The following is a 23,450-nucleotide window of genomic DNA, read 5'->3' on the forward strand; positions in this document are numbered from 1 at the left end:
AACCAAATCGGGGGCTTCAGCCCCCCTCGGACACCCTGGGCTACGGCTTCCTAACCGGCAATGTCGATGCCTGACGACCAAAAACGGGAGGGCCGGTTTCTGCTGAAACCGGCCCTCCCGCAATTTGTCACGAACTACGGTGTCTTAGTCGGACTAGCTGAGCTCGAGGGATCCGAGCTGCCAGCTGTCGGCGCACTGCTGGCCGAACCGCTGGGCGAGGCCGAGGGAACGGCGCTGCTGCTCGGCGAGGCCGTCGAAGACGGCGTGCTGGTATCAGCACCCAATTTGCCTTCAGCTGCCAATGCGGCGGCGAGCGCGTCACTGAGCTTCTTCTGCGCAGTGCCATAGCTAGCAAAGTCACCCTTAGCGAGCGCTGCCTGACCATCCTTGATCGCTTGGCTAGCGTCCTGCAACGCCTTGGTCAGCGCCGCCCGTGCAGTCGGGTTCTCACCCGGAGTCGGCGTTGAGCCTGTGCCGGTACCCGTGCCTGGCTTTGTGCCATTGCCCTTATCCCCCGCGCTCGCCCCAGAATCACCGCCGAAGAGCTGATCCAAAGCCGCGTCCAAGGTCGGTGCGAAAGCGATCTTATCGCCAAAAGCTACCAGCACACGTTGTAGCGTCGGGTAGCTGCCCTCACCAGTTGACTGCACGTAAACCGGCTGCACATAAAGCAGGCCGCCGCCAACCGGGAGAGTCAGCAAGTTACCGTTCTTCAATTGCGACTGGCCGAGCTTCAAGATGTTCAGCGAAGCCGAGATATTCGGATCGGAAACGAATCGGTTGAAAACCTGCCCCGGTGCCGGAACTAAGGTATCGGTGGGTAGCGAGAGCAGCCTCAGCTTGCCGTAAGAATCGGCTTTTACACCGTCCTTATTACCGGCGTCGGCGTCGGCCGCTAGATAGCCGTAGAGCACGTTTCTAGCATCCGCGCCGGGTGCGGTCTGCGGAATAAAGTTGGAGGTCAGCGAGAAGGCCGGTTTGTCCTGACCCGGCATCTGCAAGGAAAGATAGTACGGCGGCTGCTTGACCGCGCTGGAAGCTTCTACCGGATCATTAGGGACGCTCCAGGCATCGTTGTTCTGATAGAACTCGCCAGCGTCGGTGACATGGTAACGGCCCAGCAACTCACGTTGCACCTTGAAGAGATCTTCCGGGTAGCGTACATGGCTGATTAGATCACCCGACATTGCGGCGATCGGCTTCACTGTTGCTGGGTAGATGCTTTCCCAAGTTTTCAGGATCGGATCCTTATCGTCCCAGGCATATAGAGTGACCGAACCGTCGTAGGCGTCCACTGTTGCCTTGACCGAGTTACGGATGTAGTTGATCGAGCCCGAACCTAGTGCGCCCGAGCCGGTGCGAGCGGTCAAGGAGTCGGTGGTCGCCGAGTCCAGTGCCTGCTGCTGTGAGTACGGGTAAGCGTTCGAGGTGGTGTAACCATCGACGATCCACTTCACTTTGCCATCGACCACAGCCGGGTAAGGATTACCGTCAATGGTCAGGTACGGTGCGACCTTCTGCACTCGTTGTACCGGAGTGCGATCGTAAAGAATCTGGGATTCCGAATTCACGCTGTCGCTGAGCAGCAAATCGGTTGACTGGAACTTGAGCGAGTACAGTAGGCGGTTGAACCAGTTGCCAACATCAGGGCCACCATTGCCGTCAAAGGTGTTCAGCGTATTCGAATTGTCATCGCCCACCTGCGGACGGTCCAGCTCGACGGCTTTAGCTCCCTCCGGCGCTCCCACAATTGAGTAATCGGTGGTGTTCTGACCAAAGTAAATTCGCGGCTGGTAACTGGAATCGGTGCCTAGTTTGCCATTTGACGGCACCCCAGACTGCAGGAAGACCGGCTTGCCATCGGCGGTTGCGGTGTTTCCATAGGCCGCCACTACGCCGTAACCGTGGGTGTACACCAGGTGCTTATTTACCCAGGTCTGCTGCGCCGCCGGGATGCCGCCTGGGTTGAGTTCGCGCAGCGCAATCACGGTGTCCTGCACCTTACCGTCAATCGTGTAACGATCCACGTTCAGCGTCTTCGGGAAGCCATAGTAAGCGCGGTACTGCTCGAGCTGCTGGAAGGTGGTGGAAACCAAATTAGGATCGAGCAAACGGATGTTCGCCGCCGTGGTGGCGTCCTTGCGCAGTGCGCCCGGTGTTGCCGTAGTGGTGGCCTTGTAAGGAATCACCTCGACATCACTCAAACCGTAGGCAGAACGAGTCATATCAATATTGCGCTGGATATATTGGTTTTCCAGGTTCTGCTGCGAGGGCACCACCTGGAATTGCTGAATAGCCCAGGGGTAAATGCCACCCGCCACGATGGCGGTGATAATCAGCATTGCAGTGCCGATCACCGGCAAACGCCAGCGGCCAATGATGGCGCTGAGAATGAAGAGCACCGCCACAATGGCCGCAGCGATCGCCAAAATCGCCTTGGTCGGAATCACCGCATTCACGTCGGTGTACATCGCGCCGGCTTGTAAGCCGCCATTGTCCTGCAGAGTGCCGTAACGATCCAACCAGAAATTCAGGCCGAGCAGAATCAAGAAAATACCTGCTGTCACGGCAAGTTGTACTTGGGCAGCCCTTGAGGCGAAAAGCCCGCGTTCCTGGATCCGGATCGCACCATAGAGGTAGTGAGTGAGCAATCCGACGATGCCGGAAATCACCACCAGCGAGATTAGGAAGCCGGAGAGGAAACCTAAGAACGGCAAGGAGTTGGTGTAAAAGGCGATGTCCAGGCCGAACTGAGGGTCGGTTTGGCCGAAGGGCTTCTGGAAGAAGAACAATAGGACTTTCTGCCACTGTCCCAGGGCCGCTACCCCGGCAAAAAGCGCAAAGACCAGTGGCACACCGATCATCACTACCTTGCGAACCGGTTCAAGCTGCACCTGGTAGCGGCTCAGATTGCTCTCCGCCTCGTTATCCGGTGCATAGACGGGCCGGGCTCGGTAAGCAATCCGAATCGAGGCATAGACAGCGGCGAACATCAGCACGAAGGCGGCGAGGAAAATCAGCCCCTTGGCGATATTGGTCTTCCAGAAAACGTCTTGGAAGCCTAGCTGGTTGAACCAGAGAATTTCGGTGTAGACGTTCGCGAAGAACACAAAAGCAATCACCGCCAACACCAAAATGATCAGGGTGGGCAGCAGGGCGCCACGCCGCCGCCGGGGTGCGGATGTACTTTGGCCGGATGTCACAGTGAACCTCTGTCGTCGCTGATGGGTGATTCAAAGAAAAGTCTGGTTAAGCCACGAATGGCGGTGGTGTCCGGTTCCATTGGCTATTTTCCTGCCGCGTTTCCCGCCGTGCAGGTCGGCAGCGCGGAACCGTCTTTTCCGCTGCCGATTAAGCTGACCGCGTCATAAGCTTCTTGCAAGGTCTTGACCTTGACCACTTGGAGCCCCTCGGGAACGTGCCCCACGACTTCGTCGCAGTTTGCTTCAGGGGCGAGGAACACCGAGGCGCCGGCTCCCTTTGCGCCGATCATCTTCTGCGGGATCCCTCCGATGGCCCCGACGTTGCCAGCCGCATCGATAGTGCCGGTGCCCGCAAAGTGCTTACCACCGGTGAGGTCTCCCGGAGTTAAAGTGTCGATGATGCCCAAGGCAAACATCATTCCGGCGCTCGGGCCGCCAATATTTTCCAGGGCGATCTTCACTTCAAAAGGGAAGCTGTACTTGTAGTTCAGCAAAATACCCAGCAAATACCGGCCATTACTGAGCTGCGGAGTGACTGTCACTTCCGCGGATTTGCCATCGCGCAGCACCCCGATCTTCACCGCGGCGCCCTTACCGGCGGCTAAGACCTGCTGCAAAGTGCCCTGATCAACGATTTTCTGGCCGTTCACGGTTTGCAGCGCATCACCGGCTTGCAGTTTTCCCGCCGAAGCCGAGCCCGCAGGAATCGAACCGACAAAAAGCTGCTGCTGATATGCGATCTTTTGCTGGCTCAGCGCCGCTGCGGTGGCTTTATCCTGCGAACTGACCATATCGGCAGCATTCTGCTCGTTAATTTGGTCCTTAGTCGCGGTCGGCGGGTAGATCAGTTCCACCGGATAAACGGCCTGCTGCGGATCCAGCCAGGATCGATAGGCCTCAAAAAGGTTGATCTGGTTCTGCGGGCCACCATTGAGGTAAACGGTGACCAAGTCGAGTTGTCCTTTGGCCGGATAGCTTTGATGTCCGTTGATCGAGATGATCTGCTTGCCGTTTTCACTGCCCAAGGTATTGAGCGTCGGCCCGGCGGATTCCACCACATAAGGGGCCGGCAACACCACCGCAAGCACAGCCAGCAGCAAGGCCAGCACGCCCGAAACCGCCATCGCGGTAAAGCGACCATCTCGGGGGCGTTGTACTGCTGGCGGCTGGTAGTCGAGATACCCGCCCGGCATCGGCGGGCTTTCTGGCCCCGGGCTTCCGGGGTACGCCTGACTCAATTCGGCTCCTTGGCAACGGCTGTTCTTCCCCTCTAGCCTACGTGCTCTGGCTGTGCATCAGTGCCCGAGCGTCTTGGCCTAGAGCGAACGAAGGGGTTTTGGCGCAGACAACGGACGCCGTCAAAGGTAGCTTGAAAGGAACAAGTTTCACAACCGAGCCCAGCCGAGGATTCGCGATGACCAACGAACCAGCCAAAAATGACGACGAGCAGGATCCCTTACAGGAAATCCTGGCTCAGCTAATGGGCGGCCAGGGCATCGAAGGTATCGATGCGGCAGCCCTTGCCAAGGCCGCCGGCCTGCCGAATGATCCGAACGTGTTGCAGCAGATGTTCGCGCAGTTCCAGACCATGATGAATTCTTCCTCCGAAGGACCGGTCAACTGGCAGCTCGCGCATGACAACGCCCGGCAAGCCGCGGCCGGCGGCGATCCGTCAATCACCCCGGCCCAGAACCGCGAGGTGGACGAGGCACTGCGGTTGGCGGAGTTGTGGCTCGACCCGGTCACCGAGCTACCGAGCACCGGTCTGATCGGCAAAGCCTGGTCTCGTGCTGAATGGGTAGAAGAAACCTTGGGCACCTGGAAGCGGCTAACAGAGCCAGTGGCGAACAGCATTGCGCTGGCCCTTTCCACTACTCTGCAAGAGCAAATGCCGGAGGAGATGAAGTCCATGATGGGCGGTGCTGCCTCAGCGCTGCAGAATATGGGTGGCGCATTATTCGGCATGCAATTGGGCCAAGCGGTGGGTGCCTTGGCTAAGGAAGTCGTCTCCTCAACTGATATCGGCGTTCCGCTGGCCGATCTGCAGATGGCACTCTTACCCGCTAATGTGAGCGCCTTCGGCGAGGGGTTAGACATCCCGGAGAACGAAGTCCGGCTCTTCCTGGCACTGCGAGAGGCCGCCCACGCCCGGCTCTTCGTGCAGGTGCCGTGGCTACGCGGTCATCTGCTCGGCGCCATCGAAGCCTACGCCCGCGGTATTCACATCGACACCTCACGAATCGAGGAGCTTGCCCGCGATCTGGATCCCTCCGATCCGGAACGGATTCGCGAGGCACTGTCCCAGGGTGTCTTTATGCCGCAGCGCACGCCCGCGCAGGATGCCGCGCTGGCCAAGTTGGAAACCGCGCTGGCTCTTGTTGAAGGCTGGGTTGACGAACTGACTTTCGAGGCGGCGGCGCAACTGCCTTCTGCTGCGGCATTGCGGGAAACAGTACGCCGACGCCGGGCAACCGGTGGCCCGGCTGAGCATGCCTTCGGCTCCTTGGTCGGTCTGGAATTACGCCCGCGACGGCTGCGCGAGGCCGCTGCGCTCTGGGCTGCACTCAAGGAGCAGCGTGGCGTCTCTGGTCGCGACGCAATCTGGCAACACCCCGATCTACTGCCAACGGCCGAGGACCTTGACGATCCAACCGGTTTCAGCGAGCGCCGCGATCAGGCTGCGGCTTCGGATTCAGCGGTCGATGAAGCCTTGGAGCGCTTGCTCGACGGTGGTTACGACTCACCATCAGAGTCAGCTGAGGGTACTTCTCAAGAAGACGGGGAGTCCCCCGACGATCAGGCTTCACCAGAGGCTAAGTAGTCTCCGCTCAGGCCGCGCGTGCTGGCGAAGCTCACCCCTTCGAGGAAAGCTTTAGCACGTTCCGTATCGGGGTAGCTTTCGAGTTCCCGCCAGAATTCCGGGCTATGCGAGGCAACCAGCAAATGAGTGAGCTCATGCAGCAGCACATAGTCAACCACCCATTGCGGCATGCCTCGTAGTTGCACTGAAATTCTAATGCTGCCATCAGCCGGTGTGGCCGATCCCCAGCGGCTGCGCTGATTGCTGACCCAGCGCACCGAACTGGGCTGGGGCCGGTTACCAAGGTACTTCTTCGATAACTCCAGGCTGCGCTCAAGAAGTTCTTGATCGCTGCGCGCTGGCCGCTTCCCGCCGCGCTGAGATTGCAGTCGCAGCACCATTTTTGCCACCCAGTCACGTTCCTGACGGGCGGAGAAACTGGCCGGCACCGCAACCACTGCCCGGCCGTCTTCCCAAAAAGCACTCACGGTGCGGCGGCGGCGAGCGGAACGACGGACATACACCGGTCGACCGTCCTGGGTGGTTAGACCGGTGGCAATATCTTCAGGCACCCTCCGAGCCTACTTCGCTGTTTCGCTAGCGGCCAAGGCAGCGAACACTCAAGCTAGCTGGCCAGCTAAGTATTCAGCCAGCCAAACCGGACCGGCTCAGGCTTGTTGCTGATCACTCATCACCTGCAGCACCGCAGCACCGTAACGCTCCAGTTTGGACGGACCGACACCGGCGACCGCCGAAAGTTCTTCGAGTGAGGCTGGTTCACTCTCCGCCACCGCCACCAGGGTCGCATCGGTGAAGATCATGAAGGCTGGCAACTGCGCGCTACGCGCTTCCTCAAGACGCCATTGACGCAGTGCCTCGAAGGTGGCTTCCTGGTAGCTTGGCGGGCATTCCGCGCAACGGCCGATTTTGCGTTCTGCACCACTGCTCAGCGCTTTACCGCAGACCCGGCAGAGCGCGGGCGGCTTAGCGACTGCGCGCTGTCGGCGAGGTGACTGACTGGCAGCGCCCCGCGACACCGCACTCTGCGGACGAAGCCCGTCTAGAAACCTTGAGGGTTTTCGGTTCGCCCGCCCGCCGGGCGTCCGGGATAGCGACCAGCTGAGCGAGAGGAACTCGCGGGCCCGAGTGATCCCGACATAGAGTAACCGGCGTTCCTCATCCACCGCTTCCGCAGTATCAGCGAAGCTGATCGGCATTAGCCCTTCACTGAGCCCAACCAGGAAAACCGCATCCCACTCCAAGCCCTTCGCCGAATGAAGGGAAGCTAGGGTGACGCCTTGCACCGTCGGAGCATGCTGCACGGCTGAGCGTTCTTGCAATTCAGCGACAAAATCCGCCAGCCGGAACTCCGCTCCCCTGCTCACCACCAATTCATCTGCCAAGGCAACCAAGGCCGCCAGCGATTCCCAACGTTCACGCACCGCGCCACCACCGGCCGGGGCTTGCTCGGTGAAACCGATACTGGCGAGCACGTCCCGGACCTGCTGTGCCAGTGCAACAGCGGGTTGATCGTCATGATCCGAGGTCTGATCGGCCCGGGAGGCGGCTCGTAACGACAAAATCGCATCGCGCACTTCTTTGCGTGCGAAGAAACGTTCGCCGCCGCGGAGCTGATAGCCGATTCCGGCAGCACTCAGCGCTTGTTCATAGGCCTCGGATTGACCGTTGGTGCGGAACAGCACGGCAATCTGCGCTGGCTGCGTTCCGGCCTCGATCAGCGCCCCGATCCCCTTGGCTATCGCTGCGGCCTCTGCCTCGTCATCACTGCACTCCACGAAGCTCGGTGCCGGACCAGCGGGCCGTTGTGCCACCAATTGCAGGGGTTGTGACCACGCCGCATCGGCCTGCCGACCCGCTGGACGACGGGCTGCCAGTAGGTTATTGGCCAGCTGCACCACCTGCGGGGTAGATCGATAGTCACGCACCAGCTTCACCAATTGGGCGTTGGGGTAGCGCCGGCCGAAGTCGAGTAGGTGCCGAGCGCTCGCCCCGGTAAAGGAGTAAATCGTCTGCGAGGCATCACCCACCACGCAGAGTTCCTCGCGTCCTCCCAGCCATAACTCAAGCAAGCGTTGCTGTAGCGGTGAAACATCCTGATATTCGTCAACCACAAAGTGCCGATACTGCTCACGAACGGTAGCCGCGACCCTATCGTCTTCCTGCAAAATGCCGACCGTGATCAGCAGTACGTCCTCAAAGTCAATGAGGTTTCGATCCGTTTTGACGTCTTCATAGGACTGGAAAACCCGTGACATGGTGAGCAGATCAAAGCCACCTGGGGTCCCCCGACCCTGTGCATGTTCCAGATACGTCTCCGGCGTCAGCATTGATACCTTGGCCCATTCCACCTCCGCCGCTAGATCCCGTACCGTTGCCCGGTCGGTGCTGAGCCGCAACCTGCGGGCTGATTCGGCAATGATCGCAGCTTTGTGTTCTAAGAGCTGGGGCAGCTCGCCGCCGATTGCCTGCGGCCAGAAGAATTGCAGTTGCCGCAGCGCTGCGGCATGAAAAGTTCGCGCCTGCACGGAGCCGACACCCAGGTCACGGAGCCGACTGCGCATCTCGGCGGCCGCTCGAGCGGTAAAGGTCACCGCAAGCAGTCGCTGCGGCTGGTAGACACCGCTGTGCACGCCATAGGCAATGCGATGCGTGATCGCCCGAGTTTTACCGGTGCCAGCCCCGGCCAGCACGCACAATGGTCCGGTCAAGGTACTAGCCACCAGACGCTGCTCTTCATCCAGCCCGGAAAGCACTCGTTCTTCAAGACTCAGTTCGGTGCCGGGCCTCAAGTCTTGCTGACTTATCTCTGCCATTACCGCTGTGGCACATCCTCAATACGTTCGCCGTACCAATGCTCAATCAGGGCCCGCGCAATTGACACCCGGTGCGAGATAATCACTTCCCCGCTGTTCACCGCGCTCAGTAATTCGGCTTTGCTGAACCAACGTGCTCGGACCACTTCCACACCATCTGGCTTCGCCACTTCGTCGTCAGTGAAAGCAATAAAGCCGAGCATCAAGGAGGCCGGAAATGGCCAGGCCTGGGAACCTAAATACTGCACCGATTGAATCCGTACACCGACCTCTTCGGCGATCTCGCGCAGCACTGCCTGTTCAAGTGACTCGCCGGGCTCAACAAAGCCCGCCAGGGTCGAATAACGGTGTTCCTCCCAGCCCGCGCCCCCGCCGAGCAATAGCTTGCCGCCTTTGCCCACCACTGCGACAATAATTGCCGGATCGGTGCGCGGAAAATGTTCGGAACCGTCCTGCGGACAACGTCGTACCCAGCCGGAGGCGATGACTTCCGTGGGGCTGCCACAACGCGGACAATGCGTGTGTACACGATGCCAATTCAGGATGGCATTGGCTTCAATAAGGTACTGACTTTCTGCAATGCTCAGCTCGGCCGCGAGCTGCCGGACCCCCTGCCATTGCGTGTCGGCCGGCAGATCGAATTCCTCAAGGCTGAACTCCTCGGCCAATTCCACTGTGAGCAACTCAGTGCCTTCTTCTAGCCCGGCCTCGCCGAGGGTGCGGCCGAGATAGACAGCGAACCCAGACTGTTCGGTGACACTCACCGGCAGATAGATCAAGCCACCTGGTGAAACCAGTGTTTTACCGGCTCTCAAGGCAAGAACTTTCGCGGTTGACTTCGGCTTGTCCGTCGAAGCTTCAGTTGCTGCTGACTCGGATGACTCCGCCCCGGCTAAACCACCGGCAAGAGTAGCGCTGCTCACCCCGAGCGAGGCTAGGAAATCAGGATTCTGACGGCGTTCGCTCCCCCGGTCGATCATGGATTGCTGCCAGGACAATGCCTCAGTGCGGGTCATAGTCCTACCGTACTGATTTCAACCGACATTTCACATTCCATCGCCGCCGCTTGGGTATAACCCGACACGAACTCGGGCCGCCCGGCATTAGTCGCTGCCTTGCTGAAACCTAGTTGAAATCGAGTTCACATCACCTTGGCCAAGTCTCGCGAGCCCAGCCAGCTATTTCAGCTTTGAACTGAAGCGGACTGAAATAGCCCCCAAATTGCTCGGTTCAGGCGACTCGCCGGGCCAGCGCTCTACGATTCCGGTAGCTCGCCTTACGGTGGAAAGGTGAGACGTACACCTATGGAACTTGCCGCCGTCGCTAGCGCAGCTGTGCCCGGGCTGACCCCCACTGCCGCCGCTTACGAACCGGATGACGCCGCAGACTTCGACTCTGCAGTGCTGCTGGATGCCGAGCGTAAGCGTTGGCGAGTACGTGCACCAAGACACCTCGAGGCAAGCACCCGGCTGGAGACCGAGCTACAAGTGCTACGTGCCTTCTCCCCAGCCGTCCGCACTGAACTGCCCTTCCTGCTGCCCACGGTCGCCGGTACGGTACGCATCGGCGAGCTGACTACTTTTGTGTACTCTCATCTGGCCGGGCGAGTGGCCTCCGTTGAGGAGCTGGTTTCCGGTGGCACCGCTGTGGCCAAAGAGATCGGCACCGCGATGGCAGCGATTCACGATTTGCCGATTGACTTGGTGCAGGGAGCGGATCTGCCCAGCTACTCGGCAAACGAGTTCCGGCAGCGTAAGTTGAACGAGCTCGATCAAGCTGCCACCACCGGGAAGATTCCGGCGGCGCTGCTGCGGCGTTGGGAGCATGCTTTGGAGGACGTCAGCCTGTGGCGGTTCAACCCCAGCGTGGTTCATGGCGATCTACATGAAGACAATATTTTGATGGATCAGTCCCGGCTGATTGCAGTGACCGGCTGGACCGACCTCCGAGTTGGTGATCCGGCCGATGACTTCGCCTGGCTCACCGCCGTGGATCATCAGGACTTCGTTGCCGCGGTGCAACAGAGTTACGCCGAAGCACGTCGAGAAGTGCCTGATCAACATCTGCAGAGGCGTGCCGCGCTCTCCGCGGAGTTCGCTTTGGCTCAGTGGCTGGTGCGTGGCCAGGCCGCCGGCGATGCGCAGATGGTGGCCGAGGCGGAGCAAATGCTACATACCTTAGAGTCCGATATTGCCCAGTACGGCGGGCAGCCGATTAGTGTCGAAGAGCCCGTGGTGCTCATCGCCTCTGGCGAAGGACGGACTGAATCCGATTCGGCTGACTCCGATCCTGACCCGGATGCTGGCTCCGATACGGCCTCAAATAGCGCCAAGGTCACCGTGGACGTGATTCCTGAGCAGCCCTCAGCCTCGAACCCGGCAGCAGACTCCGGGTCAAGCGAATCGATCGCTGACAATGACGCTGCTAGAGATGAAAGCGCCCCGACGGCTCAGGCTGCTCATACTCCCTCTGAAGATCACGCTGCTGAGGAGCAACGGCACGCTGACGACACCGACACCACGGCCTTGCAGGTGGTGCCGCCGAAGCAGAGCGTCTAGCGGCGATATGCCTCGGTAATGATTTTCTCGAGTTGCTGCTCATCGGCCAGTTCATTGAGCCGAATGCTCTTATTCTCGGCCACGTAGTAGAAGGTCGCGCGCACCGTTTCTAAAGGCACTTTTTTGAGCCGCGACCAGGCTAGCCGATAGATGGCCAGCTGAACCGCTCGGGTCGAGAGTTCTGCCGTATTCGGTACCCTGCCGGTTTTCCAATCCACCAGTTCCCAGTAGCTTTCTTGCTGCTCGCTGTGCTGGAAAACAGCATCGACGCGACCCCGCACTACGATTCCAGCGACTTGGGTTTCAATCGGCACCTCAACAAACGCCGGTTGCTGATCGGCCCACTCCGAAGCGGCGAAGTTCTCCTTGAGATCTTCCAATCGATAGCTGTCTTCAACAAAATCATCAGCAGCTGCCAAGAAGTCCCCAAGTTCGAGCTGACCGGCCGCACCATAGAACTGTTCAACCCAGGAGTGAAAGGCGGTGCCCTTACGAGCCGCGCTGCCAGGTTTACGCGGTACCGGGCGTCGGATCTGCTTGATCACTGCGGCGCTATCGGCCTTCAGCTCGACCAGAGTGGAGGCCGATAGGTGTGCCGGGATTTCAACCTCCAGAACGTCTTTGACGACTTTCCGTCGGTCCAAGAGTCCTCGCGCTTCCTCTCCCCAGCGGGCACTGCGCTGCCAGAGATCGGCTGGCAGCGCCAGCCTGGCCTGCTGCACTCGCGCTGCCGCTGCTTCCAGGGCGGTGCGTCGCTGAGTGCTGCCGAGCTTGATCTGGTCCCCTGCGCTGATAGTCGGGCCCTGCAGCGGGTCATAAGGCCACTCAGCAGTCATTTTGAGATCAAGGTCCGGATTGTGCTCTGGTAATTCGTCGTCCTGTGGCCAGTGCGACTGGGGCGAGGTTGCGACGTCCGTCGAGCTGAGCTCCGAAGCAGGCTGGGTACCGGGCAACTCGCCGAGGAGCTCTGCAAGAAACGGTGATACCTCACGCGGCTTGAGCGCCGTGCCAGCCCACTTTGAGCTGCTCACCATCAAAAAGTTTCGGGCCCGGGTATAGGCGACATAAGCCAGCCGGCGCTCCTCGTCCTCGCTGTGCACCCGCACCTCATCGGCGAAGATCTGCTCCGCGTCCAGCCAGGACTTCTGATCTCCCCCGCTGACATCCCAGACCGGCAGGTCGGCGACGTCGCCCCTGAGCGGCCATGGTAAGGAGTGGCTTCGTTTACTCCAGCGGTCCACCCGGGCGCTCGGGAAGGTGCCGGTGGCTAGCCCTGGCACGTAAACCTCGTCCCATTCCAGTCCCTTGGCGGCATGCACGGTAAGCAGTTGAACTGCCGTCGAGTCAGTCTCAAGCGAGAGCAATTCAAGACCACGTTCCTGCTGCTCGGCTGTCCTCAGCCAGGACAGAAAAGCTAACAGCTGAACGTCCTCTGCGCTCTGCAAGAAGCCTGCGGCGGCATCGGCAAAGGCATCGAGGTGATGCCGAGCCCGATGATAGCTAGTGCCCGGACGAGCCGCCAGCTCAATATCCAGCAACATAGTCCGCTCCACCTCGCTGATCAAGCTCAGCAGGTCTTCACCGACCAAGCTGCGCAGAGAACGCAATTCGTCCCGTAGCAGCAGCATTCGGCGCCGTCCCTCAACGCTTAGTTCGCGCGCCGATGCTGGCCAGAACACCGGGTCCAGCGCGTCAAGCGCCTCGATCAGGCTGGCCGAATCGACGCTATCCTGAGCGATCACCTGGTCGCTGTGGTCACCGTCGCCTCCGTTGTCTCTAACAGTCGCGGAGTTCGCTGCCTGCTGATGTCGCTGAGCTAGATATTTGGCCCAGTCAGCTAAGGCCATCAGATCGCTCGGGCCAATCCGCCAGCGGGCACCGCTGAGCAACCGCATGAGCGAATCGGAGCGACCAGGATCAACCAGCACCTGTAGCGTGGCGACCACGTCGATCACCTCCGGGGTGGCCAGCAAACCACCAAGACCGAGCACAACATAGTCAATTCCGCGCGCTTCGAAAGCTTGTTGCAGGCTACTGAATTGGCTACGGCGTCGGCAGAGCACCGCGATGCTGCTTTGTTCTAGCGTCCTCTCGGCTTTCCCGTGGGCTTCGGAATTACTGCCAGCTGGCTTAGCTCGACGCTGCAATATTCGCTCGGCTATCGCTTCTGCCTCTTCAGCCTCGGTACCGAACCGAGCCAACTCCACGGTCCCCTGCGGTGCAGCTGGCCGTGGCTGCAAAGGCTTCAACGGCACGCTTGAACCGGTGTGTTGCTGGGCGGCTCGACGGTTCAACTCAGCCGACATCACGTTGGCGGCGTCCAGTACCTGTAACGAGTTACGCCAGGCCACAGTGAGTGCGACGGTGTGGGCTGGGCTACCATCAGCGCGCCGGAAGACCTGCGGGAACCGGAACAGCTGACCGGCCGAGGCACCGCGGAAGCCGTAAATCGACTGATGCGGATCGCCCACCGCGGTGACCGGATGGGCCTGATCGTAGAGCGCCGCGAAAAGGCTCAGCTGGGCGTGTGAGGTGTCCTGGAACTCGTCAAGCAGAACAACCTTGTGCCGTTCACGTTCCTGCTGCTTAGCGCTTGGCATCTGCTCGGCAATAGCCGCTGCCAAGGCCACCAAATCACCGTAGTCCAAAGCATTCCGACGCCGCTTGGCGAGCTGATACTGGGCCACCAAATCGGCTACCCTGGCGCGGGTTCGGAACATCGCCCGCAGGTTCCGGGCCGCCACCGAGCTGGCTTTCGAGCTGCCCTCCAGATAAGGCAGCGCCTCGAAGCGGCTGGCCAGACCATCCAGCAGTTCCGCTACTTCGGCTGGCTCACGCAGATGCTCAGAGCATTCGGCAGCCAGCGACATCACCGCCTGAACCAGGGTTGAGGCGGCACCGTCAAAGCTGTCACTCAGTTCGCCGTCATAAGCCTCGACCAGCTGGCTGGCCAATTGCCAGCACTGGGCCGGGCCAAGCACCACAGCATCCTTTTCCACGCCGAGCCGGAGACCGTAGTCGCCGACTATTCCCTTGGCGTAGGAGTGATAGGTCGAGATTTCCGGCTCTAGTTCGAATGCCGTTCCGGTATTTCCGGCAAGACTTTGCAGTTGCAGACGCACCCGAGCGGCCAGTTCTCCCGCTGCTTTACGGGTGAAAGTGACACCGAGAATCTCCTCCGGACGAGCCAAGCCATTCGCCACCAAATGCACCACCCGGTCAGCCATTGTGGTGGTTTTCCCCGAACCCGCCCCGGCGATCACCAGCATCGGCTCAAGCGGCGCTTCGATGATGGCTCGCTGTTCAACGGTGGGTTGCCGCGTCTCGCCCTGGCTCATTCGGTCACCTGCCGGCCCTGGCAGAGCGGGCACACCTCGGGGAACGGACAACCTCGACCTCCATCACGCTGCGGGTCATGGACCGCCTGAAACTCAGCTGCGGACATCAGCAGCGCAGCCTGCTGCACCAAAGGAGTCGCCCAATCCTCGTCGGCGCTCAGTGCCTCTTGTTCTTGTACCGACACTCCGACGGTGCTGCCACCAAGTTGAACCAAAGCTGCGCCACCAGGTAGCTGAGACGTCTCAGAAGCTGGCCCTGAAGCTGATTCTGAAACTGGTTGTTCACCCTGCCGAGTGGAGTCATCATCGACTTCGCCCTCGGGCTGATGGTCGACAGCGGCGCTCATTTGCTCGAATGCGCCGGCTGCCGCCGCCACCTGATATGCGCCTAGCTGAGGGTGTTGAGCCACTTCGTCGGCCTTCGGCTTTCGCGAACCGGTTTTCAGATCAATGATCACCAAGCGGCCCTGGGCGTCGATTTCGAGACGATCAACCTTACCCTTCAGAGCCGCCGTCCGAGGACCGGCGATCTCCACTCCGAACCCTTTCTCCACAGCTAGCAGCGAACGGCCCTCGGCACTGCTCGCAATCAGGTAACTGGAGAGCTTGCCCAGCATTTTTTCCGCTCGTCTCTTATCCAGCTTTTCCTGCCAGTTCGCCCGCAAGCCCAGGCTAGGCCAGCGTTTTTCCAGCTCAGCGAGGTATTCGGATTGCGTTGCCGCGGGCAAATCTTGAGCAATGCTGTGGATCAGGGTGCCCAGGCTACGGGCTAAGTCCTGCTCGGCTTCACCGCCGGCTGCCTGGATGAACCAATTGAACGGTGAGTTCAGGACTGCCTCAATTTTTGAAGGCGAAACCGGTACCACCGCGTCCTCCGGCAAGATCGGCTGGGTTGAGCTCAAAGGGGCCAGTCCCCACCAATTCTCCGGCGCTGCCCCAGCTATCCCTTCGTTAGCCAGCGCGGCTAGGATCTGGGCTGCTTCGATGGCGTCCTGATCGCTTTCATTCGACTGTCGCAGTTCGGCCACCAGTGATCTGAGGTTTTTCGGTCGCCGCACCTCGGTGAGCGGTCTGCTGAGCTGAGTTTCAGTGGGCTGCCATGGATCCACCATGTCCAGGAAGCTTGACGGCTGCTCGTCCTCGGAGCTGACAGCGGTGCAGATGAGCACCTCCGAAGCCCGGGAAATTGCTGCCGAGAAGCTACGCAACTCGTCATAACGGATATCCCGCATTCGTTCGGTGGCGGTGAGCTGTTTGGCGCCCGAGCTGCCCAGTTCCAGCACCTCGACCAGGTACTGGCTGCCCAAGAGTTCGCCGCGCAGGCGATTATTCGGCCAGACCCCTTCTTGCAGCCCAGCGACCATCACCACCGGCCATTGCCTGCCCGCGGCGCTAGCCGGGGTCAGCACCTCGACGGCCTCGCCGGTTTGAGCGCGAGCGGCGAGCGTGTCCATCGGCAATTCTTGACCGAGCAGATACTCCAGAAATACCGCAGGCCCGGCTGCTGGCGCCTGATCAACATACCGTTCAGCAGCTTGGAAGAGCGCCATCATGGCGTCCAGATCGCGATCGGCACGGATCCCCAAGGCGTCCTCCCGCAGAGCCGCCGCAGCCCATTCTTCGCTCAGCCCGGTCGCCTCCCATAGCGCCCACAGCACGCTCTGTGGATTAGCCGCAGGTTCGGCCAACGCCTGCTGACCTGCTTGTAAGACTTTGGCCATCCGGGCGGCCGCACGCCCATCAAGGCCCAGACTGGCCAGCTGGGCAGGGCGTTGCATCGCTTCAACCAGCAGCTCGTCGCTACTTCGGCCGCCGCCGGCTGCTAATTCTTCGACTCGCAGCGCCTGCCGTAGTCGACGGATCTGCACCGAACTCATGCCGCCGATTCGCGAGCTCAGTAACTCAACAGCGCTTTCAGCGTCGAGCCGACCCGGCTCAAGCGCGAGCTGATAGGCCGCCATCAGCGGGCGTACGGCTGGCTCTTCACGAACTGGAGTTTCGGCAACGGGCACCCGAACCGGAATGCCGTGCGACACCAGATACCGTTGAATGGCTGCCACCTGGGAGCCGGTTCGCACAATCACCGCGATATCGTTGAGTGCCCGTCCGTCCTCGGCCAGTTGATGCAGGATACGCTCGGCTAGATAGCGACGCTGCTGCACCTCAGAGCTGAGCAGGGCAGTAGAAACGGGCGGAGTGATAGCTGCCCTACTGGCTTCCGCCGGGGCAGCCTGCTGGCCAGCAGATTCCCGCTGGTCCAGCGGTGTGAGCTGCCGTGCTTTATGACCACCTTGGCGCTGCGCGATTCGTTCCGCGACCCGTTGCCAGGCCGAAATCAAAGGAGCAGAAAGACGATGCGAACTGCTCAGTACCGACTCCGTGGCCTCAAGCAGATCCCGCGTTTCACCAACCAGATCAGGCCGGGCGCCACGGAAGCCCTGCACCACAACGTCCGGACAGGCCGCCAATAACGCATCCTTCCCCGCGACCAACTGCCGCAAAAGATCGTGACCAGCCCGGCCAAGTTCCTGAGCATCGTCCACCAGCACCAGTTGGAATCTCTCGCGTTCCTGCTCGGCCCAGGCTGGCTGTTGGCTGAGCAGGTCACTAGCGGCCCTAATCAGCCCGGCCGGATCAAACTGGCCAAGATCCTTGAGCTCAATCAAGTCACGATATTCACCGTAAAGCTGCGCGGCGGCTTGCCATTCCGGACGCTCATTTCGTTCGCCGAGCTGGCTGAGTTCTTCAGGCGACAACCCGTTGTCAATCACCCGGTCAAAGAGCTGCCGGATTTCCTGCCGGAACCCTCGGGTATCCAGAGCCTCATCGAGATCGGCTGGCCATCGTGGCCCAATCGCCAAACCTTCGCGATGCCCTTGCAGGAGCTCCCGGATCAGCAAATCCTGCTCCGGTCCGCTGATCAGTCGCGGCGGCCGTGCCGGGTTGGAGCTTGGCAGTACGCCCTCAAGCTGGGCGCGTCGCAATAGATCGAAGGCATAGGATGCCCAGGTTCGGGATGGCGAACTGCTCATCGTGCCTTGCAACCTGGCGCTCAGCGCATCACGTAATCGGGCAGCCCCCAGCCTGCTCGGTGAGAGCAGCAAGACCTGGGCCGGTTCGACTCCGTGCTCTGCAATGCTGCGCACTGCAGCTTCCACCAGCAGTGTGGACTTCCCGGTCCCTGGTGCTCCCCAGACAAGTTGCGGGCCGCTGCCAGGCAAGAGTTCCAAGACCGCTCGCTGGTCCGCACTGGGGCTAGGCGTGGTGAGGGAATCCTTCGCTGGCGGCACCAGACGAAGCGTCGGCAGCGAAGCGTTCATAGCTTAGTTATTTCATCTGGCTCAGACACTTTGCGGAATCTGGGTTCCAGTTTGGCTGCAATCGCATCAACCAACTGCCATTCCGCTTCGCTGGGCTGCCAACGCGCACGCGTCATATCAACCTTCCAAGAAGCATCTTCACCGGTGGTCTTGCCGCGCAATGGGGTGCGTTCCTTGCGGTATTGCTCAAGCGCACGCTCTTGATGACCTTCTAGCGGAGCTCCGCTAGCTCTCAAGACCCGCCACCAGGCCACCCCGTCACCATGATGAGACATCACACTGCCCACTTGACGGGGACCACCATCGCCCAGCAATTCGGCGATATCTCCATAGGCCAGTACGCTGCCCGGCGGAATCAGGGCAGTAAGCTCCAGCACCGCCGCCAAGTACTCTTTCCGCATCCCCCCAGCCTATCCGCCCGAGGGCCCCGCACCGAGCCCGCGAGGGGTGGGAGGGTGGTAGGCGCTATCCGCCCGAGGGCCCCGCACCGAGCCCGCCCAGTTGTCCCATCGAATGATGCCGCCGTTACCGCTGAGACGGAAGCCGGTGAACTCCTGCATCATCAGCCACACTCAGTGGGATAGCAGGAGGTGGGACAGCAGAGAGAAGGAGAGACAGCCGGGTGAGAGGTTGGGGGCGGGCGGAGGCTGAATTGTCTCTGCTAGCCGATAACCTTAGGAGATGAATAGCTGGCTAGCTGGCCCGAGAGCCGCTTTCGATCTTGAAACCACCGGCCGGAATCCGCTCACTGCACGGTTAGTCACTGCCTCGGTGGTGCTTCTCGATGCCAACGAGGCAATTCTTGCCAGCCACGAATGGCTAGCCGATCCCGGCGTCGAGATCCCGGCTGAGGCAACGGCTATTCACGGCATCAGCACTGACCACGCCCGAGCGGAAGGTCAGCCGGCTACTCAGGTGCTCGGTGAACTCTCGACCCTGCTGGCTAACTATTTTGCTCAGCAGATACCAGTGATTGGCTTTAATGCTTGCTATGACTTCAGCGTGCTGAAATACGAATCCGCTCGGCACGGTCTTGCTGAGATTACTGCCCTACCGGTGATCGATCCCTTTATTCTGGACAAGCAAGTAGACCGCTTCCGCAAGGGCAAACGTACCCTGGTGGCTTGCTGCGAGCACTACCACATCCCGCTGTTAGCGGCACATACCTCCGCTGCAGATGCGCTAGCAGCCGCTCGGCTCGCCACCGCGATTGCCCGACAATATCCGGAGCTGCAGCTGCCCGCCACGCAACTGCATCAAGAGCAAGTGAAATGGGCTGCGGCTCAGGCTCAGAATTTTCAGGATTTCTTGCGCGAGCAGGGCCGCCATGACGCTGTGATTGACGGCACATGGCCGGTAGCTCGCTAAGCTGCGGCTAAGCAAGCAGAAACAAAGAGAAAACTGAGAAATTCCTGTTAATCAGAGCGTGCCGAAAGAGTAATGGCGCATATTATTCGTGAAAATTCCTTTTATGACGCCTAAAGTTCGGCTTTATCGATCATTTCGGCCGCATGAGACAATTATCTGCAGCTGATCTCGAAGTGGATCTGCCGGGGCGACTGCCTAGAGCGGCCAAAAACGGCGATCACGCTTCCGAACCTTGCTCGATGAGAAACGAGAAATATTAATGAAAATCAAGTCACTCGCTTGGCTCAAAGCGGCCTCCGTCGCTTCGCTGCTCGCTTTGACGTTGACCGCCTGTGGGGCAGCCGGTACATCGTCGAGCAGCAATAGTACCGAAGCCCTCGGCGGCTCGGACCAGGTCTCCACCGATAAGTACACCACCGCTGACGTCACTCCGCTGGACAAGATCGATAAGTCCAAGCTGGGCCTGGGCACCGAAGGCGTATTGCGCATCGGCACGCTCTCCGATGCGCCGCCTAATATCTTCCTCAAGGACGGCGTTTTTACCGGCTTCGATAATGAGCTGCTGCGCGCCATCGCTAGCAAACTGGGACTAAAGACCGAGTTCGTCTCCACCGATTTCGCCGCACTGCTCTCCCAGGTGCAGAACAAGCAGTTCGACGTGGGATCCTCCTCGATTTCCACCACCGATAAGCGTCGTAAGAACGTCGGCTTCACAAATGGTTACGACTTCGGCTACATGGCAGTGGTGACCAAGAGCAGCTCGGCAATCAAGGGCTTCAAGGACCTTAAGGGAGACATTCGGATTGGTGTGGTGCAAGGCACCGTGCAGGATGACTACGTCACCAACACTCTCGGCATCGAACCGGTGCGCTTCCCGGATTACAACACGGTGTTTGCCAACGTGAAGAACGGTCAGGTCGACGCCTGGGTGGCTCCCTCCCAGCAGGCTACCGGCCAGGTCAAGCCTGGCGATGGCACCACTATTGCGGAGAGCGTAATCAATACCCAGAACTTCACTGCCTATGCGGTGAACTCCGAGAATAAGGCGCTTATCGATGCGCTGAACTCTGGCCTGGACGCCGTGGTTGCCGATGGCACCTGGGCGAAGCTCGCCAAGCAGTGGTACCCGGATCGGGAGACCCCGAAGAACTGGAAGCCGGGCAGCAAGGCCTCCAAACTCGGCTAATTTTTCAGCTATCACCACCCACGATGCCGGGCATTCTTAGCGAATGCCCGGCATCGTCGTGGAAAGTACACTTTACAAATCATGTTTGACCCAGCACTGAGGATCCCCGAATGAACACTTTCTTCGATTTTCAGGCCATGGCTGAAGTTGTCCCAGAGCTTCTTTTAGTCGGCTTACCGAATACCCTAATCTTTGCCTTTGCCTCGGGCATCCTTGGCACCCTGCTCGGTGTGCTGCTTGCCGTGATGGGCATCTCGCACAACCGCTTGCTGCGCTATATTGCGCGCATCTACACGGACATCTTCCGCGGGCTGCCCGCCGTTGTGGTGATCGTGCTCTTCGGCTTAGCCCTAGCGCCGGTATTCCAACCGTTCTTCGGCCGCAGCCCCTATCCAACCGGTATCCTGGCGCTCTCCTTGATGTCAGCGGCCTATATTGGCGAAATCTTCCGCTCTGGCATCCAAAGCGTGGAAAAGGGCCAGCTTGAAGCGTCCCGTGCTCTCGGCTTCGGCTACGGCCCGGCAATGCGATTGGTGGTCATTCCACAGGGCATTCGCCGGGTGCTACCGGCGCTGATGAACCAATTCATCATCCTGATCAAGGATTCCTCCCTGGTCTTCTTCCTCGGGCTGCTGGCTAACCAGCGCGACGTGTTCCGGATCGGCAACGACGCCGCCGCCAACACCGGTAATTACTCACCCGTGGTAGCAGCCGGTGTGCTTTATCTGGTGCTCACCATCCCACTCACCCATCTGGTCAACTACGTTGACAAACGACTGCGCACCGGGCGGGCGGAACAAGGCAACGCCGCGACGACCGCCACCGAACCCGTCGAAGGGACACTTTCACGATGAGTGCAGAAAACATCACCCCCGCAGCTAAGACCGAGTACCACGGCGGCACCTTGGAGGGACGCGAACTTCATCTCTCCTTCGGCCATAACCACGTATTGCGGGGCATCGACATTCGAGTGCAAAGTGGCACCGCAACCTCCGTGATCGGCCCCTCAGGCTCGGGAAAATCAACCCTGCTCAGAGTGCTGAACCGATTGAATGAACCCGACAGTGGCGACATCCTGCTGGACGGCAAATCGGTGCTCCAAGACGACCCGAATCTGCTCCGCCAACGCATTGGTATGGTTTTCCAGCAGTTCAACCTCTTTCCGCACAAAACCGTGCTGGACAATGTCTCGCTCGCACTGCGCAAGATTCGTAAATTGCCCAAAGAGCAAGCGCGGGAAGAAGCCCTGAATCAGCTCGACCTGGTTGGTCTCAAGCATCGCGCCGATGCTCGCCCCGGAAATCTCTCTGGCGGTCAGCAGCAACGGGTTGCAATAGCCCGGGCGCTCGCTATGAAACCCGAGGTGATGTTTTTCGACGAGGCCACCTCGGCGCTCGACCCTGAATTGGTCAAGGGCATCTTGGCGCTGATGGCGGATTTGGCGAAAGCCGGCATGACCATGGTGGTGGTGACTCACGAAATGGGTTTCTCACGCAGCGTCTCCGATCAGGTGCTCTTCATGGATGCTGGTGTGGTGGTGGAGACCGGCAGTCCGGAGCAAATCTTCAGCTCACCACGCACCGAACGCTTGAAAGGATTCCTTTCTGACGTGCTCTAAGTCTATGCTCAAGCCGAAAGTTCGGCCCCGGAGCAGTCAATTCCGAGGCCGAACTTTTACCTAGCCAAGCTGGCCAAAAATTCGCGGAGATCCTCCAGCAATATCGCGGGCTGCTCCAAGGCGGCAAAGTGCCCTCCCCGATCAGTGACATCAGTCCAACGCACAATGTGGTTACTCTGCTCTGCTAACTGCCGGATGCCCACGTCGTGCGCGAATTGGATGGCAGCCGTCGGCACCCCCGAACTGATCGGTGGAGCGCCCCATTCCGCGCTTGCATAGCCCACTAGGGCTGCCGAACCCGCTGAACGCGTGAACCAGTAGAGCGAGACGTTCGCGAGAATCCATTGGCTACCCAACACCTCGTCAGGCAGCGCGGAAGCGGGAAAAGTCCAGGCTTTGAGCTTGTCAAGAATCCACGCCAACTGCCCAACCGGAGAGTCAGTGAGCGCCGCACCGATCAAACCAGGCCGGGTTGATTGAATTGCGATATAGCCAAACTCCTCGCGCATAAAATCATCGATTCGCCGCAGCCGGTCTTGCTCCAACGGACTCAGCGCCTGACGAGTCTCGTCGTCGACCTGCTGACCGAAGCCCAATGAACCATTGATGTGCACCCCAATCACCCGTTCCGGGGCGTGCCGCGCCACTTCGGGTGCCACCGCAGCCCCGATATCCCCGCCCTGAACCACGAAACGTTGGTAGCCCAACCGAGTCATTAACTCCGCCCAGGCTCGAGCGATCTTGCCAGCGCTCCAGCCTCCGGTACTCAGCGGAGTCGACAGGCCAAAGCCCGGCAACGATGGAATGACCAGATGGAAGGCCTGCACTCCTGGCTCAGGTTCGGTCAGTGGTTCGATAAGATGCAGAAACTCAAGAAACGAGCCCGGCCAGCCGTGTGTTATCAGCAGCGGCACCGCCCCAGGATGACTGGATCGACAGTGCACGAAGTGGATCTTCTGACCTTCGATCTCGGTACTGAAGTTAGGAAACGAATTGATCAGCTCTTCCTGGGCACGCCAGTCAAAGTCTTCCGCCCACTGCTTGGCCAAGCCACGCAGGTAGCGCTGCGGCACCCCGGTCGGCCACGCCGCTCCCTGATCCGCGGTTTCCGTGGCCGCACTGGGCAGCTCTTCAGGCCACCTGGTGTGCCGCAGGCGGTTTTTCAAGTCCTCAATCTGCTGCTGATCGATCCGTACTGTCAAAGGCTGAATGTTCATGATTGCTC

General features: G+C 60.0%; 15 protein-coding genes. 6 read left to right on the forward strand and 9 right to left on the reverse strand.

The window, feature by feature from the left end; translation table 11 throughout:
* Window positions 1–134: 134 nt before the first annotated feature.
* Window positions 135–3,203 carry a UPF0182 family membrane protein gene (locus tag UM93_RS08315; RefSeq protein WP_045074946.1) on the reverse strand — a complete coding sequence of 1,023 codons (3,069 nt, stop codon included), beginning with the start codon at window positions 3,201–3,203 and terminating at the stop codon, window positions 135–137.
* A gap of 83 nt (window positions 3,204–3,286) precedes the next feature.
* The gene (locus UM93_RS08320) at window positions 3,287–4,441 is read right to left on the reverse strand and encodes a YlbL family protein (RefSeq protein ID WP_234399410.1); all 1,155 of its coding nucleotides are present in this window, start codon (window positions 4,439–4,441) and stop codon (window positions 3,287–3,289) included.
* Between the two features lie 176 nt (window positions 4,442–4,617).
* Here UM93_RS08320 and UM93_RS08325 point away from each other — a divergent pair, with 176 nt between their 5' ends.
* Window positions 4,618–6,024 (forward strand): zinc-dependent metalloprotease, encoded by a 1,407-nt coding sequence (locus UM93_RS08325; protein WP_045074949.1) that lies wholly within the window; start codon window positions 4,618–4,620, stop codon window positions 6,022–6,024.
* On the opposite strand, the gene UM93_RS08330 is transcribed toward UM93_RS08325, so the two are convergent.
* The 3 genes from UM93_RS08330 to nudC form a co-directional block, all read right to left on the reverse strand.
* Window positions 6,000–6,575, reverse strand: coding sequence for a M48 metallopeptidase family protein (locus UM93_RS08330; RefSeq protein WP_045074950.1), 576 nt, complete (start codon window positions 6,573–6,575; stop codon window positions 6,000–6,002). The genes UM93_RS08325 and UM93_RS08330 overlap by 25 nt on opposite strands.
* A 96-nt stretch (window positions 6,576–6,671) precedes the next feature.
* Complete coding sequence (locus tag UM93_RS08335; protein WP_045074951.1) at window positions 6,672–8,837, reverse strand: ATP-dependent DNA helicase UvrD2; 2,166 nt, start codon at window positions 8,835–8,837, stop codon at window positions 6,672–6,674.
* A complete protein-coding gene (nudC, locus tag UM93_RS08340; RefSeq protein ID WP_045074952.1) occupies window positions 8,837–9,853 on the reverse strand; it encodes an NAD(+) diphosphatase in 1,017 nt (338 codons plus the stop codon). The genes UM93_RS08335 and nudC overlap by 1 nt, the downstream gene beginning before the upstream one ends.
* 273 nt (window positions 9,854–10,126) lie before the next feature.
* Here nudC and UM93_RS08345 point away from each other — a divergent pair, with 273 nt between their 5' ends.
* On the forward strand, window positions 10,127–11,395 hold the full coding sequence (locus tag UM93_RS08345) for a macrolide 2'-phosphotransferase (protein ID WP_045074953.1): 1,269 nt from the start codon (window positions 10,127–10,129) through the stop codon (window positions 11,393–11,395).
* Here UM93_RS08345 and UM93_RS08350 read toward each other — a convergent pair.
* From UM93_RS08350 to UM93_RS08360, 3 genes are read right to left on the reverse strand one after another with little or no spacing between them, the layout of a single operon-like run.
* Complete coding sequence (locus tag UM93_RS08350; protein WP_045074954.1) at window positions 11,392–14,733, reverse strand: ATP-dependent helicase; 3,342 nt, start codon at window positions 14,731–14,733, stop codon at window positions 11,392–11,394. The two genes, UM93_RS08345 and UM93_RS08350, sit on opposite strands and share 4 nt — an antisense overlap.
* On the reverse strand, window positions 14,730–18,053 hold the full coding sequence (locus UM93_RS08355; RefSeq protein WP_045074956.1) for an ATP-dependent helicase: 3,324 nt from the start codon (window positions 18,051–18,053) through the stop codon (window positions 14,730–14,732). The genes UM93_RS08350 and UM93_RS08355 overlap by 4 nt, the downstream gene beginning before the upstream one ends.
* Window positions 18,050–18,454 (reverse strand): MGMT family protein, encoded by a 405-nt coding sequence (locus UM93_RS08360; protein WP_045074958.1) that lies wholly within the window; start codon window positions 18,452–18,454, stop codon window positions 18,050–18,052. Before UM93_RS08360 ends, UM93_RS08355 begins: the two co-directional genes overlap by 4 nt.
* A gap of 280 nt (window positions 18,455–18,734) precedes the next feature.
* On the opposite strand from UM93_RS08360, the gene UM93_RS08365 reads away from it, so the two are divergent.
* The 4 genes from UM93_RS08365 (at window position 18,735) to UM93_RS08380 (ending at window position 22,225) form a co-directional block, all read left to right on the forward strand.
* Entirely contained in the window at window positions 18,735–19,421 is a 687-nt protein-coding gene (locus UM93_RS08365) for a 3'-5' exonuclease (protein WP_045074960.1), read from the forward strand.
* Between the two features lie 259 nt (window positions 19,422–19,680).
* Window positions 19,681–20,607, forward strand: a complete 927-nt coding sequence (locus tag UM93_RS08370) for a substrate-binding periplasmic protein (RefSeq protein WP_045074961.1) — start codon at window positions 19,681–19,683, stop codon at window positions 20,605–20,607.
* Window positions 20,608–20,717: 110 nt separating this feature from the next.
* On the forward strand, window positions 20,718–21,461 hold the full coding sequence (locus UM93_RS08375) for an amino acid ABC transporter permease (protein ID WP_045074963.1): 744 nt from the start codon (window positions 20,718–20,720) through the stop codon (window positions 21,459–21,461).
* Window positions 21,458–22,225, forward strand: a complete 768-nt coding sequence (locus UM93_RS08380; RefSeq protein WP_045074964.1) for an amino acid ABC transporter ATP-binding protein — start codon at window positions 21,458–21,460, stop codon at window positions 22,223–22,225. The genes UM93_RS08375 and UM93_RS08380 overlap by 4 nt, the downstream gene beginning before the upstream one ends.
* A 56-nt stretch (window positions 22,226–22,281) precedes the next feature.
* Here the strand turns inward: UM93_RS08380 and UM93_RS08385 are convergent, their stop codons facing one another.
* Window positions 22,282–23,442, reverse strand: a complete 1,161-nt coding sequence (locus UM93_RS08385; protein ID WP_045074966.1) for an epoxide hydrolase family protein — start codon at window positions 23,440–23,442, stop codon at window positions 22,282–22,284.
* Between the last annotated feature and the right edge of the window lie 8 nt (window positions 23,443–23,450).

Origin of the sequence: Psychromicrobium lacuslunae (genome assembly GCF_000950575.1) — a bacterium.
GTDB classification, from domain to species: Bacteria; Actinomycetota; Actinomycetes; order Actinomycetales; family Micrococcaceae; genus Renibacterium; species Renibacterium lacuslunae.

What these genes read in the sequence shown, in the direction of transcription:
- UM93_RS08325 (WP_045074949.1), top strand. Translation starts at nt 4,618, where the DNA reads ATGACCAACGAACCAGCCAAAAATGACGACGAGCAGGATCCCTTACAG.
- UM93_RS08335 (WP_045074951.1), bottom strand. Translation starts at nt 8,837, where the DNA reads ATGGCAGAGATAAGTCAGCAAGACTTGAGGCCCGGCACCGAACTGAGT.
- nudC (WP_045074952.1), bottom strand. Translation starts at nt 9,853, where the DNA reads ATGACCCGCACTGAGGCATTGTCCTGGCAGCAATCCATGATCGACCGG.
- UM93_RS08350 (WP_045074954.1), bottom strand. Translation starts at nt 14,733, where the DNA reads ATGAGCCAGGGCGAGACGCGGCAACCCACCGTTGAACAGCGAGCCATC.
- UM93_RS08355 (WP_045074956.1), bottom strand. Translation starts at nt 18,053, where the DNA reads ATGAACGCTTCGCTGCCGACGCTTCGTCTGGTGCCGCCAGCGAAGGAT.
- UM93_RS08360 (WP_045074958.1), bottom strand. Translation starts at nt 18,454, where the DNA reads ATGCGGAAAGAGTACTTGGCGGCGGTGCTGGAGCTTACTGCCCTGATT.
- UM93_RS08365 (WP_045074960.1), top strand. Translation starts at nt 18,735, where the DNA reads ATGAATAGCTGGCTAGCTGGCCCGAGAGCCGCTTTCGATCTTGAAACC.
- UM93_RS08370 (WP_045074961.1), top strand. Translation starts at nt 19,681, where the DNA reads ATGAAAATCAAGTCACTCGCTTGGCTCAAAGCGGCCTCCGTCGCTTCG.
- UM93_RS08375 (WP_045074963.1), top strand. Translation starts at nt 20,718, where the DNA reads ATGAACACTTTCTTCGATTTTCAGGCCATGGCTGAAGTTGTCCCAGAG.
- UM93_RS08380 (WP_045074964.1), top strand. Translation starts at nt 21,458, where the DNA reads ATGAGTGCAGAAAACATCACCCCCGCAGCTAAGACCGAGTACCACGGC.
- UM93_RS08385 (WP_045074966.1), bottom strand. Translation starts at nt 23,442, where the DNA reads ATGAACATTCAGCCTTTGACAGTACGGATCGATCAGCAGCAGATTGAG.